This is a genomic window from Vibrio coralliilyticus, assembly GCF_024449095.1.
Classification (GTDB): domain Bacteria; phylum Pseudomonadota; class Gammaproteobacteria; order Enterobacterales; family Vibrionaceae; genus Vibrio; species Vibrio coralliilyticus_A.
This window is the reverse complement of the sequence record NZ_CP024627.1, coordinates 555,741-574,197: the sequence shown is the minus strand read 5'-3', so window position 1 is coordinate 574,197 and position 18,457 is coordinate 555,741. Positions and strand designations below refer to the sequence as shown.

The 18,457-nt window shown below is 45.4% G+C and carries 16 protein-coding genes and 1 other annotated feature; of the genes, 10 read left to right on the top strand and 6 right to left on the bottom strand.

What is annotated here, in order from left to right:
• The first annotated feature begins 27 nt into the window (after positions 1–27).
• The 5 genes from hpf (at position 28) to yjjX (ending at position 5,826) form a co-directional block, all read left to right on the top strand.
• The gene (gene hpf, locus CTT30_RS02660; protein WP_239838460.1) at positions 28–357 is read left to right on the top strand and encodes a ribosome hibernation-promoting factor, HPF/YfiA family; all 330 of its coding nucleotides are present in this window, start codon (positions 28–30) and stop codon (positions 355–357) included.
• A gap of 128 nt (positions 358–485) precedes the next feature.
• Positions 486–607, top strand: a sequence feature (Phe leader region).
• Between the two features lie 13 nt (positions 608–620).
• Positions 621–1,799, top strand: a complete 1,179-nt coding sequence (gene pheA, locus CTT30_RS02655; protein ID WP_239838461.1) for a prephenate dehydratase — start codon at positions 621–623, stop codon at positions 1,797–1,799.
• Between the two features lie 158 nt (positions 1,800–1,957).
• Positions 1,958–2,998, top strand: a complete 1,041-nt coding sequence (locus tag CTT30_RS02650) for a polyamine ABC transporter substrate-binding protein (RefSeq protein WP_252036593.1) — start codon at positions 1,958–1,960, stop codon at positions 2,996–2,998.
• Entirely contained in the window at positions 2,982–5,327 is a 2,346-nt protein-coding gene (locus tag CTT30_RS02645) for a putative bifunctional diguanylate cyclase/phosphodiesterase (protein WP_252035960.1), read from the top strand. Before CTT30_RS02650 ends, CTT30_RS02645 begins: the two co-directional genes overlap by 17 nt.
• Complete coding sequence (gene yjjX / locus CTT30_RS02640) at positions 5,293–5,826, top strand: inosine/xanthosine triphosphatase (RefSeq protein ID WP_239876492.1); 534 nt, start codon at positions 5,293–5,295, stop codon at positions 5,824–5,826. The genes CTT30_RS02645 and yjjX overlap by 35 nt, the downstream gene beginning before the upstream one ends.
• Before the next feature lie 25 nt (positions 5,827–5,851).
• Here the strand turns inward: yjjX and trpR are convergent, their stop codons facing one another.
• Together trpR and sltY are read right to left on the bottom strand one after the other, a co-directional pair.
• Positions 5,852–6,148 (bottom strand): trp operon repressor, encoded by a 297-nt coding sequence (gene trpR / locus CTT30_RS02635; protein WP_252035959.1) that lies wholly within the window; start codon positions 6,146–6,148, stop codon positions 5,852–5,854.
• 30 nt (positions 6,149–6,178) lie between these two features.
• On the bottom strand, positions 6,179–8,134 hold the full coding sequence (sltY, locus tag CTT30_RS02630) for a murein transglycosylase (RefSeq protein WP_252035958.1): 1,956 nt from the start codon (positions 8,132–8,134) through the stop codon (positions 6,179–6,181).
• A 259-nt stretch (positions 8,135–8,393) separates the two neighbouring features.
• On the opposite strand from sltY, the gene ettA reads away from it, so the two are divergent.
• The 3 genes from ettA to CTT30_RS02615 all read left to right on the top strand — a co-directional run bounded on the left by ettA (position 8,394) and on the right by CTT30_RS02615 (position 11,569).
• The gene (gene ettA, locus CTT30_RS02625; protein WP_252035957.1) at positions 8,394–10,061 is read left to right on the top strand and encodes an energy-dependent translational throttle protein EttA; all 1,668 of its coding nucleotides are present in this window, start codon (positions 8,394–8,396) and stop codon (positions 10,059–10,061) included.
• A gap of 167 nt (positions 10,062–10,228) precedes the next feature.
• Positions 10,229–10,600, top strand: coding sequence for a PilZ domain-containing protein (locus CTT30_RS02620; RefSeq protein ID WP_239838468.1), 372 nt, complete (start codon positions 10,229–10,231; stop codon positions 10,598–10,600).
• A gap of 9 nt (positions 10,601–10,609) precedes the next feature.
• A complete protein-coding gene (locus CTT30_RS02615) occupies positions 10,610–11,569 on the top strand; it encodes a M23 family metallopeptidase (RefSeq protein ID WP_252035956.1) in 960 nt (319 codons plus the stop codon).
• A gap of 69 nt (positions 11,570–11,638) precedes the next feature.
• On the opposite strand, the gene tyrA is transcribed toward CTT30_RS02615, so the two are convergent.
• Both tyrA and CTT30_RS02605 read right to left on the bottom strand, forming a co-directional pair.
• On the bottom strand, positions 11,639–12,766 hold the full coding sequence (gene tyrA, locus CTT30_RS02610) for a bifunctional chorismate mutase/prephenate dehydrogenase (RefSeq protein WP_252035955.1): 1,128 nt from the start codon (positions 12,764–12,766) through the stop codon (positions 11,639–11,641).
• Positions 12,767–12,790: 24 nt separating this feature from the next.
• The gene (locus tag CTT30_RS02605; protein ID WP_252035954.1) at positions 12,791–13,864 is read right to left on the bottom strand and encodes a 3-deoxy-7-phosphoheptulonate synthase; all 1,074 of its coding nucleotides are present in this window, start codon (positions 13,862–13,864) and stop codon (positions 12,791–12,793) included.
• A gap of 240 nt (positions 13,865–14,104) precedes the next feature.
• On the opposite strand from CTT30_RS02605, the gene CTT30_RS02600 reads away from it, so the two are divergent.
• Together CTT30_RS02600 and btsR are read left to right on the top strand one after the other, a co-directional pair.
• Entirely contained in the window at positions 14,105–15,781 is a 1,677-nt protein-coding gene (locus tag CTT30_RS02600; protein ID WP_252035953.1) for a sensor histidine kinase, read from the top strand.
• Positions 15,782–15,790: 9 nt separating this feature from the next.
• A complete protein-coding gene (gene btsR, locus CTT30_RS02595) occupies positions 15,791–16,513 on the top strand; it encodes a two-component system response regulator BtsR (protein WP_239838473.1) in 723 nt (240 codons plus the stop codon).
• A 43-nt stretch (positions 16,514–16,556) separates the two neighbouring features.
• Here btsR and nagZ read toward each other — a convergent pair whose 3' ends face one another.
• On the bottom strand, positions 16,557–17,540 hold the full coding sequence (gene nagZ, locus CTT30_RS02590; protein WP_252035952.1) for a beta-N-acetylhexosaminidase: 984 nt from the start codon (positions 17,538–17,540) through the stop codon (positions 16,557–16,559).
• A 9-nt stretch (positions 17,541–17,549) separates the two neighbouring features.
• Positions 17,550–18,398: a MurR/RpiR family transcriptional regulator gene (locus CTT30_RS02585; protein ID WP_239838475.1), complete on the bottom strand. Its 849-nt coding sequence runs from the start codon at positions 18,396–18,398 to the stop codon at positions 17,550–17,552.
• Positions 18,399–18,457 lie beyond the last annotated feature (59 nt).

Sequence of the window (18,457 nt, the reverse complement as noted above, 5' to 3'; positions counted from 1 at the left end):
TGAGGGATGCTACAGAGGAAAACATCTATGAAAGTAAATATCACTGGTAAAAACATCGACATCACCTCTGCAATCCGCGCTCATATCGAGAGCAAATTTAAAAAACTAGAAAAATGGCAAGTAGACATCATTGGATGTCAGGCAAGCTTCAGCGAGGAGCCAAACAAACAGAAGAAATTTGAAGCTGTTATTACTGTCCCTAAAGGCCAACTTGTCGCGTCAGCTACCCACGAAGACCTATACGTTGCTATTAATGACGTAGAACAGAAACTAGAGCGTCAGCTAAATAAATTGCGTCACAAACCAGAAGCTCGACGCACAGAAAAGCCAGAGCTAGAAGAGATAGAAACGGAATAATGGTCTACTCACAATGATGAGTGACGGAAGATTTAAAAAGTAGCGCCAAACGGCGCTATTTTTTTGCTTGACGCTCACTAAGTGGTTGCTTATTGTGTTGGCAGCATCACAACAAAGTAACGATTTATGGCTCTAAACACCCTGTTCTTTTTTGACTTCTTTTTTCTCCACTAAGTTTGGAGGCTCTCTCGTTTTCGAAAGAAAAGTCAAAAACGAACAGGAAGCCTCCCAAACGGGAGGCTTTTTTTATGAAGGAATACAGGATGACCGAACAAAAATACTCACTCGATGAAATTCGCTTACGTTTAAATGAGCTGGACGACGAAATGTTAAAGCTCTTATCCGAGCGAAGAAAACTAAGCATTGAGGTTGCCAAGAGTAAAGTTCAAACATCCAAGCCCGTGCGCGATGCAGCGCGAGAGCAACAACTGCTAGTCAAACTGATCAATGCTGGCCGTGACAAATATGAGCTTGATGCTCAATACATCACTAAATTATTTCATACCATCATCGAAGATTCTGTTCTATTGCAACAGTCTTACCTGCAGAATTTAGCCAACCCCGAACTAAGTCGCAAACCCCTCGCTCGCGTCGCTTTTCTTGGTTCCAAAGGCTCATACTCTCATTTGGCGAGCCGCGAATACTTCAGCCGTAAAAATACCGAGCTTATCGAACTGAACTGTGAACATTTCAAAGAAGTGACCCAAACCGTCGAGTCCGGTCACGCTGACTACGGTGTTCTACCGATCGAAAACACTAGCTCTGGTTCAATTAATGAAGTGTACGACTTGTTACAACATACCACTTTGTACATTGTGGGCGAAATGACGCTACCGATTGAACACTGCCTAGTCGCGACCTCAGACATTCGATTAGAAGAGATTAAAACTCTTTACTCACATCCCCAACCGCACCAGCAGTGCAGTGAATTCCTAAGCCGGATGAAAGGCGTAACGCTTGAGTCCTGTGCCAGTACTGCAGATGCCATGCAGAAAGTCAAAGAAATGAACCGCAGTGACGTGGCAGCAATCGGGAACGCCTCAAGCGGCAAACTCTATGGTCTTCAATCTATACAAGGCAACATTGCAAACCAAACCGAAAACCACACTCGTTTCATTATCGTGGCACGTAAACCTGTGGAAGTTTCTAGTCAAATTCCTGCGAAAACGACTCTTATTATGTCAACATCGCAAGAAGCCGGCTCTTTGGTAGCAACACTGCTAGTCCTGCAAAAATATGGCATTAATATAAACAAGTTGGAATCACGCCCAATTATGGGTAATCCATGGGAAGAAATGTTCTATGTTGATCTCGAGTCTCACCTCGAGTCAGAGGACATGCAGCAAGCGCTAAACGAGCTAACCCAGCTGACAAAACACTTAAAAGTGTTGGGTTGTTACCCAAGTGAGAATATCAAGCCAACCACAGTCAAACTTCAATAATTCAACAATACAGATCAAATAAATTACTGACAGGGACTGACACCAACCATAAATACACCTAATATCCCGCATCTTGGTTGCATATTAGGTGTAGTGACAGTCCTTCACTCTAATAGGCGTTATCTATTCATAGAACCGAAGGTCACTTCTTGGCTGATATGAGAACGATACTTCTATATTCCCTCACTCTTTTCGTACACAGCTTGCCTGCCCAAGCCAATCCCCTCAATGTCTATATGTGGGAAGATACTCTCTCACCTAATGTCATCAATGACTGGCAATCCGCTACGGGAACACCGCTCAAGTTGTCCCATTTCGATAATGACGATGAGCGCAGTCTACTTATGATGAAAGGTGTACTGTTACCTTTTGACTTGGTCGTATTGGATAATGTTTCGGCACAAATTTACGGACGTTTGGGCTCTTTTGAAGACCTAACCCAACTGAGTAATCGTCAGCATAATGACGACAAATGGCTACGAGCCTGCGGTGATTATGCCGTTCCGTATTTCTGGGGCACGGTGGGGATAGCCTATCGAAAAGATATGGTCGAGAAACCTCCAACCAGCTGGCAAGAGTTCGTCAATCCGCCTAAAAATTTAGAGGGCAAGATTGGCATGATCAATGACAGCGTTGAAAGCTTCCTACCTGTTTTTTACAGCTTAGGTATCGCTCCAACAGAGGAAAGTGAAACTCTTTTCCAGCAAGCCTACCCCGCTCTACAGGCATTTAGCGATAAAGTCCTAACCTACGAATATATTCTGAGTTACATCCGCAGTAATAAAAATGCTCAGAAGCTTACTATGGCATTGGCTTATAGTGGCGATCAATATTCACTCAACCGATATTACGCAGGTAATCAGTGGGCATATACCATCCCCAAAGGTGAACTGTATCTTTGGGTCGATTGCCTAGCCATCAGCAGTCATTCAGAGAACAAACCAGCAGCAAAAGCCTTCCTAGAATACCTCATGGATCCCACTGTGGCTGCAAAAAATGCAACAGACATCAAAGCTGCAACACCAAACTTAACGGCGTTAAAACAGATGCCAGATTGGTATCTAGATGATGCATCATTGTTTCCAGAACAACAGCGAGTCGAGCAAGGACGTGTAGATAGCGAACTCTCGGCGTCAAACATCAGCTTACGAGCAAAAATAATAAATCGCATTCTGAAACACCATGAAGCTCAGTACTAGAGTTCTGTTGCTAGTCTCTCCAGTCATCCTAATCAGTGCTGCATTTTCTAGCTACGGTATCTACAACAACCAAAAAGACGCATTAATAAAGCGCGAATACAGCTACCTCCAACTTACGATGGAGAAGCTCGCCGGACACTTTCGTCAGTCGGTAGCATTACTGAACAGCTACTCTCTTACTCTGACAAAGAGTGACATTATTCGTCACTACTTCGGCCAACAAGATAACCCTTATCGAGAAATGGAGCTGATAGATAATCTGCAGACGACCATCGCTAACCTTCAGGCTAACCAACAGAATGATATTTCAGTCGCTATTTTAGACCATAATCGAGCCCCCAAATTTTACGCAGATAATCAAACCGACCCCTTCTCTAAGCTTGATCAAAATGTGTTTCATTTTGTCGATCGTACTTACCGTCGTACCGGCAATGCGTCCTACACTGGCTTTACAAAGAATCACCAAGGCCAAAGCATATTGGTTCGCTATGATGTGCTGGACACCAACACGCTAATTTCCCCGCTCAGCTACAACACCGATCAGGTGTTCTTTATTGTGGTGTATCTGTCTTTGGATAAGTTTGATCAACTCAAGCACCTCATCGAGTTTGATAACGACAGCAGCATCTTTTTCACTGACCAGCCAGTCATTAAATCAGGCCTCACTCAGTCGGTCGAGCTCAAACCTAACTTATACGCAGTGCTCGACCCTGCTCAGTATTTATTGGCAAAAAAACTCAACAAAATTGAGCAAAGATTGATGCTGTTTTTTGGCGCATCCACCATAGCAACCATACTTATCTTGCTGTTCTTACTCCATCGACGAGTTATAAGCCCCATCACCCAACTTGAACGACAGCTTCAGGAAGTGGAACGGCATAAACGGCAAAATATAGAGAAGCTCAATAGTAACGATGAAATTGGTCGCTTATCGGTGCGATTCTATGAGATGTACAAAGAACTCAATTCGAGTTATCAGAAAACCAAAGCGATGGCCGAAAATGATCACCTCACTCAATTAGCCAATCGCTATCAATTTCAAGTCTATGTGGAACGGACTATCGCGAATAAACTGCTGCATACTCATGCGTGGATCCTGTACATCGATTTAGATAACTTTAAATACGTCAACGATAAATATGGCCACCATCTTGGGGACTCGCTACTGGTTAATTTTGCCAATCATATTCGCGAGGTTTGTCGTCAATACGAACAGTCTCATGGCGTAAAATGTATTGCATCCCGGTTATCAGGCGATGAATTTGCCATTTTTATCGCCTCCGCTCATCAGAACAATTACCCTGACAAAGTGGCTCAAGCAGTGTTAGAGCCGATTCAAAATCCGCAAACCTCATCGCTGGGCAGCTTTCCAATCACCGCCAGTATTGGGATCGCAACCTACCCTCAAGATGGCCAGGATCTCGCCAAACTGCTTTCTAATGCCGATACCGCTATGTATCAGGCAAAACGTGCTGGTAAGAATCAAGTCGCGCGTTATTCGGAGGAATTAGACCAAATTGTTCGTCGCCGAACTCAGATTGAGCGTGCATTAAGAAATGGTGAATTCGATGACGAATTCCACCTAATGTATCAGCCCTACTTTGACCGCTCAGGGACAAAAATCGTCGGCGTTGAAGCTCTACTGCGCTGGGAGTCGCCCAAGATGGGCAAAGTAAATCCTGGTGAGTTCATTCCTATTTCAGAAAAAACAGGGCTATTTGGAAAAATCGATCGCTGGGTCATAGAGCAAGCATTCAAGGACTTCGTTGCCTTGCAAAGCTGCTTTGAGTCGCCAATTCAGTTATCGATCAATCTCTCGTCTGCAGAGTTAGATTCACTACAACTGGCACGAGATATACAGCGCTCAGCCAAGCGATATCACGTTGTTCCAAGTCTGGTTGATTTTGAAATCACGGAAACCTTCGCCACCGATTCACAAAGCTATTCATTGCTACACGAACTTTCCTTAATGGGCTTTAAGCTTGCGATTGATGACTTCGGTTCCGGCTATACATCTATCACTCAGCTTGTAGAATACCCAGTACAGAAAATTAAGCTCGATCGTGAATTTCTCGCGGCACTGATCAAGACCAACAACCAGAAGGTGGTGAAACCACTGGTCGATCTGTGCCACTCACAGTCAATGATTGTTACAGCAGAAGGTATAGAGTCTAAAGAAATGCATCAGTGGCTGGCGGAAAACCAATGTGACTACATGCAAGGGTATTTCCTCTCTCCGCCAGTTTCACTCTCCGAGCTAAAGTTCCTCAAATCATCAATACAAGGAAACCATCATGTCGGTGAAGAAAGTTATTGTCGCTTCGCTTAATCCAGCCAAAATAAATGCCGTCAAAAGTGCGTTTCAAGCGACTTTTAGCTCCCAATCGTTTGAATTTGTTGGTGTGAATGTAGCCAGTGAAGTGGCTGATCAACCGATGAGCAATGAAGAGACACATACCGGAGCGCTCAATCGGGTTCGTAACGCCAAAACCACTCAGCCTGATGGAGACTATTATGTAGGGCTTGAAGCAGGTATTGAAGATAACATCACGTTTGCCTGGATGGTGATCGAGTCTGACACCCACCGCGGCGAATCTCGCTCTGCCAGTTTGATGCTTCCACCGGTTGTCATTGAGAAGCTCGCTCAGGCCAACGAGCTCGGCGATGTAATGGACGAAATATTTGGCACAGAGAATATTAAACAAAAAGGCGGAGCGATAAGTTTATTGACGCAAGATCAACTGACTCGCAGCAGCGTCTATCATCAAGCATTGATATTGGCATTAATTCCATTTACCAATCCAGAGCATTTCCCCGCGAATCTCTGATAAGAATAAAGGTGCGAGAGCACCTTTATTTGAGTTCAAGTAACACTGAGATTTCAGCCTTTTCTGCTTCGCTCTTCGATTTCAGCTCATTGGATCCACGAGTAATAGTGGCGACCCCCACCCCTAACATCTGACTGATTTGACGCTGAGACAATTCACCTTTAAGCAATTCACGACATATATTGACCCTTGCGATTAAAGACTCTCTCTCATCAGGTGTCAGCAGCATCGTCAGCAACATTTCATGCTGTTCGGACTCTACGCTACTTTTTATAAGGTCTAAGACCTGTTGCCAGTCAGTATACTCGGGTTGTGTTGCCATCTGTTCTCGCTACCTAGGAACGCCATAAAATCAGTACCTGGTGTCAATTTCATTTTGGTTGAGGAACGCACCATCGACCCCTAACAGGTTGCGATAATAGGTTTCAAACATCAAAACGTTTTGCACGTAACCACGAGTTTCCTTAAATGGAATAGCTTCAATAAATGCATAAGCATCCAACTTACCTTGGGTACGCTCGCGCCAGGTTTTCACTCGATGTGGCCCTGCATTATACGCAGCAAACGCAAAAATTCGATTATTATCGTATCGTTCTAACAAGCCTTTGAGATAGTGGCTACCTATCTCGATATTCTTACCGACCTCATATAAGTCATTACTATTGCGATAGGCGAGTTGGTACTTACGTGCCGTATACTTGGCGGTTGATGGCATTATTTGCATAATCCCGCGAGCACCGACAGGAGAACGCGCTTCCACATCCAAACCACTTTCTTGCCTTGCCAAAGACATCAAGGTGATTGGGTCAATGCTGTGCTTTTCACCATAGAAATTAAACCACCAACGATGCGCAACTGGAAAACGAAGCTCAATGTTATCCCACATTTTCGCTTTAATGCTCGCAGTTACCGTCAAATGAGACCAATCTTTGTAAGAGGCATACGCTGCCAACATTTCCTTTTGCTGTGAATTGGCACGATTTAATAACCAGCGCCACTCACTTTTCGCTGCGGCTATTTTATCCCGCTCAATCAGCTCTTCAATACGAACTAAAGCCGTCCTAAATGGTTTGACCGTTTGCTGTTCAAAAGAAATGGTAGAGACAGGATAATTTATCGAGCGTTTAATCTCTTTAGCTGCCGCTACACTATAAAAATTCCGCTGACCAACCAACCCCTCAAGACGCTGACTGCCTCGAGTAGTGTCGCCTAGTGCCACTTCGCTACGACCTAGCCAGTATTGCCAGCGTAAACTTTGCTGCTTTTCTTCAGACAAGTAGCTGATCCAACTTTCAACTCCGTGCCAGTCAGCTTCCTGTATCGCTAAGCGCACTCGCCGCTCTATCAGATTATCATTACTAGAGGAGGCTATCTTTTTATCACGCCATTTTGCCAGCGATTTAGACTCAGTATTCATTAGTCTAAAAGCAATATAATCCGCCAATTTCTGCTTTTCATCTTGGGGCATACTTTGGGCTTTAGTTGCTTTATCAAAGGCCTCTTGAGCCATTCGAACATCTTTTCGAGCCAGTTTCTTCAGCGCGAGACCAGTCTGAGCACGAGACAGATCGTTGTCCGGATGCTGGCGAGCAAAATTAACCACACTTTCTGGACGATTGAACAATGCCTTCATGTCTAAAGCCTGTTGGCGAGCTTTATCTGAGTCCAATAGCTTCTTGAGATAGTTCATCAAAGATCCATTGCGCGCTTCGAACGCCAACAACATACGCTCAAGGATTTGCTGGTCAGTTCTCAGCCCAGCTCTGTCCCAGGCATCAAATAGAGGGTCACAAGCATCAGCGATACTCTGCCCCGAATGCCAAAGTTTTTCCGCACCAGCAAATGCCTGATCTTTTTGACCCGTCTGGTAAAGCGCATGGTAGTAATGACATTGATACGTTTCGCCACGAGGTTCAACCGTCTGAAATTCTATCAACTTCTGCCACTGCTTTTGTCTGGCAAGACTATCTATGTATGGTGCCCGAATACGACTTGAGAATGGCAAAGTACGGTTGCTCTCAATGAAAGCTTCAACTTCGGCTGGAGAACGCTGTCCAATATTCACCAAAAATGCACGATAGTCTGTGTAGGGTGTTAAAGGGTAGTCTTTGATCTGGTTACGGATTTTTTGGTATTGAGTGACCTGATCATTATCGAGGTATTCTTGGGCCTGATCATAAATCTTCCGCTGTTGCTGGAGATCGCTCGCCATTGCTGAAGTGGCTATGCTTGCGCTGCAAACCATCGAAACCCAGGTCAGAATCGATGAAGGAATGCGATGCAGCGACTTTGAAAACGTCAGCATCATAAATTCTCGTCCCGTTGAGAATAAGTCATATGGTTATTCATTTATGCTTATTGTAAGCAGCCGTGTAAAGCGTATAGATGCAAATAATAATAAATTCACACAACTGTGACATAAGTGGCACCACAACAAATGATTTGTTCACTTATCAATCAATAACCTAATTAGTTCTTTGCCGACCTCATTTCGAAGGTAACAAAGCCCGTCATCTTGGTATAAAATGCTTCTTCTACGTGAATTGAAATTTTAGGAACGATCGGCAATGGCTGAATACGTATATACTATGTCGCGGGTGAGCAAAATCGTGCCACCTAAGCGTCAAATTCTGAAAGACATCTCGCTAAGCTTTTTTCCTGGCGCCAAGATCGGTGTTCTTGGTCTAAATGGTGCTGGTAAATCGACACTTCTTCGAATTATGGCAGGTATCGATACTGACATCGATGGTGAAGCACGCCCACAACCTGGATTGAACGTCGGTTATCTGCCTCAGGAGCCAGTACTGGATGAGTCCAAAACCGTACGTGAAATCGTTGAAGAAGCGGTATCCGATGTTGCAGGAGCAATGAAGCGTCTTGACGAAGTATACGCAGCGTACGCCGAGCCAGATGCTGACTTTGATGCACTCGCAAAAGAGCAAGGTGAACTTGAAGCGCTAATCCAAGCCAAAGAAGGGCACAATCTTGAGAACGCCCTGGAGCGTGCTGCGGATGCACTGCGTCTTCCTGAGTGGGATCAAAAGATAGAACACCTATCTGGTGGTGAACGCCGTCGTGTTGCCATCTGTCGCCTGCTTCTTTCTAAGCCCGATATGCTGCTACTCGACGAACCAACCAACCACCTTGATGCAGAGTCTGTTGCTTGGTTAGAACGCTTCCTAGTGGACTACACAGGTACTGTTGTCGCTATCACCCACGACCGTTACTTCCTAGACAATGCCGCGGGCTGGATTCTCGAACTTGACCGTGGTGAAGGTATCCCATGGCAAGGTAACTATACGTCTTGGCTAGAGCAGAAAGATGCGCGCCTACAACAAGAAGCCTCTCAGGAAAAAGCTCGCCAGAAGACGATTGAAAAAGAACTGGAGTGGGTTCGTCAAAACCCTAAAGGTCGTCAGTCTAAATCTAAAGCTCGTATGGCTCGTTTTGAAGAACTACAAAGTGGCGATCGCCAGAAGCGTAACGAGACTAACGAGCTGTTCATCCCACCTGGTGAGCGACTAGGAGATAAGGTTATCGAAGTCAATAACCTGTCTAAATCTTTCGATGGCCGAGTACTGATTGATAACCTGTCGTTCAGTATACCTAAGGGTGCTATCGTGGGTATTATCGGTGCTAACGGCGCAGGTAAATCGACTCTGTTCAAAATGCTTAGCGGTACTGAACAACCAGACTCTGGAACCATTGAAATGGGTGATACTGTTAAACTGGCCTCAGTTGATCAGTTCCGTGATTCTATGGATGACACCAAAACCGTTTACCAAGAGATCTCTGAAGGCGCAGACATCATTAAGATCAATAACTTTGAAATTCCAGCGCGCGCTTACTGCTCACGCTTTAACTTTAAAGGCAGTGATCAGCAGAAAGTCATTGGTGAGCTATCCGGTGGTGAGCGTAACCGCGTTCACCTAGCGAAGCTACTTAAAGCTGGCGGTAATGTTCTGCTACTCGATGAGCCGACCAACGATCTTGATGTTGAAACGTTACGAGCATTGGAAGAGGCCCTACTCGAATTCCCAGGTTGTGCCATGGTTATCTCGCACGACCGTTGGTTCCTTGACCGTATCGCCACACACATTATTGACTACCGTGATGAAGGACAGGTGAACTTCTACGAAGGTAACTATACTGAGTATATGGAGTGGCTGAAGAAGACCTTAGGTCCAGAAGCAGCGGAACCGCACCGAATCAAATACAAGCGTATTGCGAAGTAATTCTGCTTGAAGTTTGTGCAAAGGCCGCTAATATAGCGGCCTTTATTGTATATTGATTCACAATACGGGTGGTTTTTACCGTATTTTAAATCAATAATGCGAACCGACGCGTATAGCAGTCAGTCCTGATTTGATAGCCTTATTGGATACCATTAAGAGAGACAACTATGATCGAACGCCGTCGTTTTTCGCGCATTGTTTACCAAACACAAGCCTTGCTATCTCAAGACAACAAAGTGGTGAAATCCTCTTTGTGCGATTTATCCTTGCATGGACTGCTGCTGACGTCGGATGACGCAGACTCGCTTGATGTCGACAGCATGGTAGATGTAACATTCTCGCTTCAAGATAGTGATATCACGATTGAGCTAGTCGGCAAAATTGTGAGCCTCCGTAACAATGTGATTCGTATGAGTATTGATCATATTGATATAGAAAGTATCGGACATCTTAAGCGGTTAATTGAATTGAATGTCGGTGATGATGAACTCCTACATAGAGACATCGAACACCTGTCAGACTTGGGTGAATACACCTAACCGAGCCGTATGTCCAAACAGATCATAATTTCTATCCCCTCGTCATCTGGGGAGCAACTTTTTCACGTTTCAAGAAAAGCCCTTCTTTTTACTATTATTGGCTCAATCAGTGTGCTTGGACTCAGTACGATCATCGCTTATTACAGCTGGTATCAACACAGCACCTCCCGCTCTCAAGTGGCTCAATTACTCAAACAACTCCATCAAACCGAGCAACAATATCAGCAGCAAGTGGATGAAACACACACCCTATCTCAGGAACTTGAAGAGAAGCGCGACCAGCTCCATACCTTAGGCAAACGAGTTTATGATGTAGAATCGGTACTCGGTCTAGCTGATGACACACAAGCAGAAGAACACAACCTACTCAGTCGCCTGGATGCCGCGGCTATCGACTCTGCAGTACGAGCTACTATGTTTCGGATGATTCCCAACGACGCGCCAATGGATTACCTTCGTATCTCCTCCTCCTATGGTAAACGAACTAACCCTATCACGGGTAAACGTCATACCCATACGGGGATCGATTTGACCTGTAAGCGTGGCGAACCCATCTACGCCCCCGCTGATGGTGTTGTCGAAACAGTTCGTCCAAGCACAAAAGGCTTTGGTAACTTTCTAACTTTGAGGCACTCTTTTGGCTTTGTGAGTTCTTATGCCCACTTAGCTAAGTTTAAAGTTCGCAGCGGACAGTTCGTCAGTAAAGGCGATCTGATTGCAGCTTGCGGCAATTCAGGTAACTCAACTGGCCCACACCTGCACTATGAAGTTCGCTTTCTCGGCCGTGCACTCAATCCGCAGTACATGATGGACTGGACACCAGAAAACTTTAATTACCTGTTTGAAAAAGAAAAGAAAGTGAAATGGGCACCACTGGTTAAGCTAATCAACAACACAGTTAGATTGCAGGTTAACCTGACTCATCAGCCCTATGAGGATCAGTCGGTCCACACAGTAAAGAACCGATGAAGGGTAGATTAATCGACAAAAAAGAGCTGCCTAGGGCAGCTCTTACAATATCTGGTTAGGCGTTATAGGTTAGCCACGATGAATGGAATCATTTGCTTGCTTCAGTAGATTCTGGCTTTCATGCATAAACTGCTTCGAGTAGTCACCAAACCACTCACTCACTTTATTGAAGCTCGTAACAAACGCCTGCTTATCCTTACCATCCAGCACTTTTAGAGCTTCGCCAAAGCATTGATGGAAACGTTTGATCATCTCGATATTTTCATCGGAAGAAAGGATAATATCACCGTAAAGGTTAGGATCTTGACCAAACAGTCGACCAACCATCGCCAGCTCTAATCGATAAATGGGGGAGCTTAACTGCAGCAACTTCTCAATGTTCGGATTTTCGCGGCTCAAGTGTAGGCCGTAAGCAAAAGACGTAAAGTGACGCAGAGCCTGAATCAAAGTCATACCATGATCGTGCTCTGAGGCATCAATCTGGCATAAGCTAGCACCCCAAATAGAGAATTGTTTCAGTAGCCACTGGTAATGCTCTTCACCGCGGCCATCACAATACACAATCACCTGCTTTGCCAAGCTTGGAACATCGGGGCCAAACATTGGGTGAAGACCAACAACCGGCCCTTGGTGGACACTTAACATGCCTTGAAGAGGCTTAGACTTAATAGAAGTTAAGTCACACAAAATACAATCTTTTGGTAGGTTACCCAGCTTTTCAATCACCCCCTGCGTTAGGTGAATCGGGACAGTTACGACAACCAACCCAGCCTCTGCCAACATTTCATCTGCTTTGTCCCAGTCCTGACTACCCAGCACTTTGACATCATAGCCAGACAATTTGAACATACGGCCAAATAGCCCACCTAACTGGCCGTTACCACCCACAATCACCACAGAGCGCAATTCGGGGTTTAAGCACTTAAAACCAGAATCTTTTTCACTAGCGTACGATTCACGCATGGTGCGACGAAGAATGTCTTCAATCAACTGAGGCGGTACACCTTTCTTCTCCGCTTCTTCACGACGTGAAGCTAACATGGCCGCTTCACGATCTGGTGCATAAATCGGCAGGCCGTGTTCACTTTTCACTTCACCGACCTTCTCAACCAAAGCCAATCGCTGCGCTAATAAATCCAGAATCTGTTTGTCTACTGCGTCAATTTGATCACGCAATTCATTCAATTCAACGGCCATGATGTTCCTTGTTACTCTTCTCTTTTAACCTTTCAGACGGTCTTCCAAGAATGGGACCAGCTCTGTGTGTGCGTGACGCAATAGTGCCTCAGTTGTATCCCAATTGATACAGGCATCGGTAATAGATACGCCATATTGCATGTCATTGAGAGGAATATCCGACGGCTGGTTACCTTCATTAATATGACTCTCAATCATTAGGCCGATAATTGATTTGTTGCCTTCGCGGATTTGATGGATGACGTCCTCTGCGACCAAAGGCTGGCGGCGAAAATCTTTGCGTGAGTTGGCATGGCTACAATCCACCATCAGAGAGGCATCAAGACCAGCTTTCGCCATATCCTGCTCACACTCAGTCACAGAGACTGAGTCATAGTTAGTTTGCTTTCCACCACGAAGAATCACGTGGCCATTTGGGTTGCCTTGGGTAGTGAGAAGCGCAACTTGGCCTTCACGACTGATACCCATAAAGCGATGACTTGATGACGCAGCCTGCATAGCATTGATGGCTGTTGCCAAGCTACCATCAGTACCGTTCTTGAAGCCGATTGGCATCGAAAGGCCGCTCGCCATTTCGCGGTGAGTCTGAGATTCGGTAGTACGTGCACCAATTGCCGCCCAACTGAATGTATCAGCTAGATACTGAGGACTGATCGGATCCAACGCTTCTGTTGCGAGAGGAATTTCCATTTCAGCAAGCTCGATCAGAAGTTGACGCCCTACATGCAAGCCATGCTCGATGTCGAAAGTGCCATCGAGATGCGGGTCATTAATTAAGCCTTTCCAGCCCACCGTAGTACGTGGCTTTTCAAAGTAAACACGCATAACAATGTAAAGTTGATCACTGAGCTGTTCAGATAAGGCTTTGAGTCGCTTCGCGTACTCTTTAGCTGCATCAATATCGTGAATTGAACAAGGGCCACAGACCAACAACAAACGGTGATCTTTCTTATGGATGATGTTGGCGATAGTCTGGCGAGACTCTTGAATGAAGCGACGTGCATTATCGCTCAAAGGCAGCTTAGTTTTCAGCTCTTCAGGTGTAATAAGAACTTGTTCTTCGCTAATATTTATATTGCTCAACTCACTTTTTTGCATAACTCAAACCTGTATTTTTTTTTTTACACCCAATTAAATGCATCTCTAATGGGCTGCGAATAAACATAAAATAACAGCCTAAAAACAAATTTCAAGGTGTACACATTAAAAAACACACCGTAAATTTAATTTTACGTTATTGTCATTTGAGCTAGTTAGTTGAAAAACTTCGACTCGAGCATATTTTCTTCCACTTATCTTTTCTAAAATAAGCCTATAGCCCAGCATATTATTTCACTCATGGATCTCATTCTTTCCCTACTTCAGCAGATGTGTGTCTACTTAGTCCTTGCTTATATGCTAAGTAAAACCCCCATTTTCCTGCCATTGCTGAGTATCTCTAATCGCCTAACGCACAAACTCAGTGTCTACGTACTGTTTTCCCTGTTTTGTGTCATGGGGACGTACTTTGGTTTGCAGATCAATGATGCGATTGCCAATACCCGAGCGATAGGAGCCGTGATGGGTGGTTTATTTGGTGGGCCTGTAGTTGGGTTCTTTGTCGGGTTAACAGGTGGTTTGCATCGCTACTCACTTGGCGGCTTTACCGACCTTGCTTGTGCTATCTCGACCACCGCAGAAGGTTTGATTGGTGGCTTATTACACACCTATCTGCTCAGGCGGGGCAAAGGTGCCCAACTCTTTAACCCAAGCGTGGTATTTGCAGTCACCTTAGTGGCGGAAATCGCCCAGATGGCGATCATTCTGATCGTCGCTAAACCATTTGATCAGGCATATTCATTAGTCTCTGCGATTGCAGCACCAATGATCATCGCAAACTCAGTCGGCGCAGCGCTGTTTATGAGCATACTGCAAGATCGAAAAACTATCTTTGAAGAGTACTCGGCGACCTTTTCACGCCGAGCATTAAACATTGCTGAGCGTTCGGTCGGTATACTCGCTTCGGGTTTCAATACCCATAATGCCGAGAAGATTGCGCGTATCGTGTATGAGGAAACCAACGTAGGGGCGGTTTCAATCACAGACAATGAGAAGATACTTGCCTTTGTCGGTATCGGCGATGACCATCACAAACCTGAAACCCCTATTTCATCACAAAGCACATTAGACGCCATTGCACGTAATGACATCATTTACCTCGATGGCAAAGACAAACCTTATCAGTGTTCCCTGTCTAAAAACTGCAAACTAGGGTCTGCTCTGATTATTCCTTTGCATGCAGGTGACAAGGTTATTGGCACCATTAAGCTGTACGAGCCTAAACGTAAGCTCTTTTCAACCATTAATATGTCCATGGCTGAAGGCATCGCTCAATTACTTTCCAGTCAGATCTTGTTTGGTGACTATCAGCAAAAACGTACCTTACTTTCCCAAGCTGAAATAAAGCTGCTCCATGCACAAGTCAACCCACACTTTTTATTTAACGCACTCAACACGATTAGCGCCGTGATTCGACGCGATCCACCTAAGGCGAGGGAGTTGATTCAGCATCTGTCACATTTCTTTCGCAGCAACCTCAAACAAAATGTAGAAACGGTTACCCTTAAAGAAGAATTAGCGCACGTTAATGCTTATCTCACCATAGAAAAAGCGCGCTTTACCGACCGATTAGAGGTAGACGTTGACATTGATTCCGCATTGCTGGAGCGCAAACTGCCGACCTTTACCCTACAACCTTTAGTCGAGAACGCCATTAAGCACGGCATATCAAACCTACTGGAAGGAGGAAAGGTCCGCATTTACAGCCAGAAACTTGAGCAGGGGTATCAGCTGTGTGTGGAAGACAACGCAGGCAGTTACAAACCACCAGCTGATAATCATCAGGGGCTCGGGATGCAAATCGTCGATAAGCGCTTAACCAACAAGTTTGGTCAGACGGCATCACTCAATATTGATGTGACGCCACACCAACTGACTCGAATGAGCTTCCTCATTCCCGAGAAAAATATCGATTAGGAAACAAACATGCTTTCTGCTTTAGTCATAGATGACGAATTATTTGCTCGAGAAGAGCTGACAGAGCTGCTTGAAGAATCAGGAAAGGTCACCGTCTTGGAGCAGGCAAGTAATGCTATTGAAGGCTTAAAAAAAATCAATCAACTCAAGCCCGATGTAGTGTTTCTTGATATACAGATGCCACAAATCACAGGCATTGAACTACTAGGTATGCTCGATCCAGACACCATGCCGAAAGTTGTGTTTGTCACCGCCTACGATGAGTTCGCTATTCAGGCATTCGAAGACAACGCATTCGATTACTTGTTAAAGCCCATTGATACTTGTCGATTAGAGAAAACCATTAAACGACTTCTTAGGTCCGTCACTCATAATACTCAACAACAAATCTCCGCTCTCACACCGACCAGCTTAGATCAGGTACCCTGTACCGGACTCAATCGGATTGTCATCATTCCAACTCAAGATGTAGAGTTTGCCTACAGTGATATCGGTGGTGTGCACGTCCAAACAGCAGAGCAGAAAGCCACTTCACAACTAACACTCAAAGTACTGGAAGAGAAAACCCCGTTAGTGCGCTGCCACCGCCAGTTTTTGGTCAACATCAAAGCCATAAAAGAGATCAAATTACTTGAGAATGGGCTAGCAGAAATCATCACAGTCAGTGATCACCCTATCCCCGTTAGCCGTCGTTATTTGAAAAACCTCAAAGAGATGCTTGGCTTCCACTAAAAAGAGCCGCGGTTGCGGCTCTTGTTCACTCGTTACTTTCAACTTATCCAATAACGCGTTTCATGGCTTCGGATGCCTGCTTCCACTCGTCACTGCTACGCAGATCAGACAAAGTGAAAGATTGTTTCTTTAATAGCTGACTAGCTTGTGGTGTTTCCATTACAGGCAGGTTATCCAACACTTCAATCTGCGCATCACGCTGATTACACACTAGTACCATGTCACAACCCGATGCCAGAGATTGATGCGCACGCTCGGCAGGGCCACCCATCACAGACGCGCCTTCCATCGTCAGGTCATCAGAGAAAATAATGCCATTGAAGCCCAATTGTTTTCTCAGCACATTCTTAAGCCAAAACTCAGAGCCACTGGCAGGCTGGTCGTCATAATGAGGGAACACCACATGCGCAGGCATCATGGCATCCAGCAAGCCAGCCTCGATCTGAGCTTTAAAAATCGCCATGTCTTGTTCAATAATCGAGTCCCGATGATCGTAAGGAGTCTCCAAGTGAGAATCCGCCACCACCCCACCATGGCCCGGGAAATGTTTGCCTGTCGTTGCCATGCCCACCGCTTTCATGCCGCGCATGTAGGCATTGCTGTGACGGATGATGGTATCGACGTCTTCACCAAATGAGCGGCTACCAATCGCCTTACACTCATGGCCTTTATCGAGTACCGGAGCAAAGCTTAGATCAATGTCATGAGCAATCAACTCAGCTGCCATCAACCAGCCACCTTGCTCAGCCAACTTTTCACCATCATTGTGTTTAGCGTACGCTTCTGCCGCAGGGATCAGAGAAAAGCCTTCTTTGAAGCGTTGAACTCGCCCTCCCTCCTGATCAACGCCAATCAAGATGGGACGCTTCGCAGCCTGGCGAATCGACTTATTCAGTGCTAATAATTGCTCATTATCGTGGTAATTTCGTGCAAACAGAATCACTCCACCAACCGTTGGATGCTCAAGAATATTTTTATCTTCTGCGCTCAGTTCGCAACCTTCTACATCAAGCCATAAAGGTCCCATAATTATTCCTTACTGTTTTAAAGCCGCTACGGCGGATTTACTTTGTTCAATTAATTGATCCGCGCTCTCTTCCTGCTGAGTCACAGCAATGAAGAGCAGATCGGTCATCAAAAGCTGGCTATCACGCGCGGTAATGGAAGAGCTTCGAATCTGCTCTTCATCTGCGGCGGTCATCAGCTTAATGTCCGCGTATTTGTCCAATGGTGTAGGGGCAAGCTGGCTAATGATAATCACCTTGGCCCCCTTACTACGAGCCAGCTGAGCAATGCTCAAAACTTCTCGACTTCGCCCTGAGTAAGACAGCGCCACCAATACATCGTTTTCACTCAATGCCGCCGCATTCGCCACCTGAATATGCGTATCGTATTCACAATGGACGGCATGACCAATTTTGGTCAGTTTATAGCTCAAGTCCTTTGCCACCAGCGAAGAAGCCCCTACTCCAGCGATTTGAATTTTACCCGCCAGATGCAAATACCCCGCTGCCCGCTGAATGGTTTGTTCATCATTGAGAGCAACGGTTCGGTCGAGCGATTGCTGCTTGCTTGAAAGGAGCTTAGCCATCACCAACGTCATGTTATCACTGCGTGAAATGGTGCCATGAATCGCTTTTTTTGAACTTGGCTGGTACGCCAATTCACTCTCATAGAGGCGGACTTTTAAATCGGAAAATCCGCTGTAGCCGATCTTTTGACTGAACTTAACTATCGTCGACTGGCTCACACCAATTGCTCTGGCTAGCTCTGGAGAAGAAAACTGTTTGACCTGTTGAGGATATTCGAGCAGATAACGGGCGATCTTGTTATCAGCAGGCGACAATTGTGGTAGCAATGCTCGAATTCGGGCTAAACCTTTCATCTTCCCTCTCCTTTTATATGGTTTGCAGTTTACTCAGGGCTATGTCGCTGGAGAATAGT

What these genes read in the sequence shown, in the direction of transcription:
- CTT30_RS02600 (WP_252035953.1), top strand. Translation starts at nt 14,105, where the DNA reads ATGGATCTCATTCTTTCCCTACTTCAGCAGATGTGTGTCTACTTAGTC.
- pheA (WP_239838461.1), top strand. Translation starts at nt 621, where the DNA reads ATGACCGAACAAAAATACTCACTCGATGAAATTCGCTTACGTTTAAAT.
- CTT30_RS02620 (WP_239838468.1), top strand. Translation starts at nt 10,229, where the DNA reads ATGATCGAACGCCGTCGTTTTTCGCGCATTGTTTACCAAACACAAGCC.
- trpR (WP_252035959.1), bottom strand. Translation starts at nt 6,148, where the DNA reads ATGGCAACACAACCCGAGTATACTGACTGGCAACAGGTCTTAGACCTT.
- CTT30_RS02585 (WP_239838475.1), bottom strand. Translation starts at nt 18,398, where the DNA reads ATGAAAGGTTTAGCCCGAATTCGAGCATTGCTACCACAATTGTCGCCT.
- sltY (WP_252035958.1), bottom strand. Translation starts at nt 8,134, where the DNA reads ATGATGCTGACGTTTTCAAAGTCGCTGCATCGCATTCCTTCATCGATT.
- btsR (WP_239838473.1), top strand. Translation starts at nt 15,791, where the DNA reads ATGCTTTCTGCTTTAGTCATAGATGACGAATTATTTGCTCGAGAAGAG.
- CTT30_RS02615 (WP_252035956.1), top strand. Translation starts at nt 10,610, where the DNA reads ATGTCCAAACAGATCATAATTTCTATCCCCTCGTCATCTGGGGAGCAA.
- nagZ (WP_252035952.1), bottom strand. Translation starts at nt 17,540, where the DNA reads ATGGGACCTTTATGGCTTGATGTAGAAGGTTGCGAACTGAGCGCAGAA.
- ettA (WP_252035957.1), top strand. Translation starts at nt 8,394, where the DNA reads ATGGCTGAATACGTATATACTATGTCGCGGGTGAGCAAAATCGTGCCA.
- CTT30_RS02650 (WP_252036593.1), top strand. Translation starts at nt 1,958, where the DNA reads ATGAGAACGATACTTCTATATTCCCTCACTCTTTTCGTACACAGCTTG.
- yjjX (WP_239876492.1), top strand. Translation starts at nt 5,293, where the DNA reads ATGTCGGTGAAGAAAGTTATTGTCGCTTCGCTTAATCCAGCCAAAATA.
- tyrA (WP_252035955.1), bottom strand. Translation starts at nt 12,766, where the DNA reads ATGGCCGTTGAATTGAATGAATTGCGTGATCAAATTGACGCAGTAGAC.
- CTT30_RS02645 (WP_252035960.1), top strand. Translation starts at nt 2,982, where the DNA reads ATGAAGCTCAGTACTAGAGTTCTGTTGCTAGTCTCTCCAGTCATCCTA.
- hpf (WP_239838460.1), top strand. Translation starts at nt 28, where the DNA reads ATGAAAGTAAATATCACTGGTAAAAACATCGACATCACCTCTGCAATC.
- CTT30_RS02605 (WP_252035954.1), bottom strand. Translation starts at nt 13,864, where the DNA reads ATGCAAAAAAGTGAGTTGAGCAATATAAATATTAGCGAAGAACAAGTT.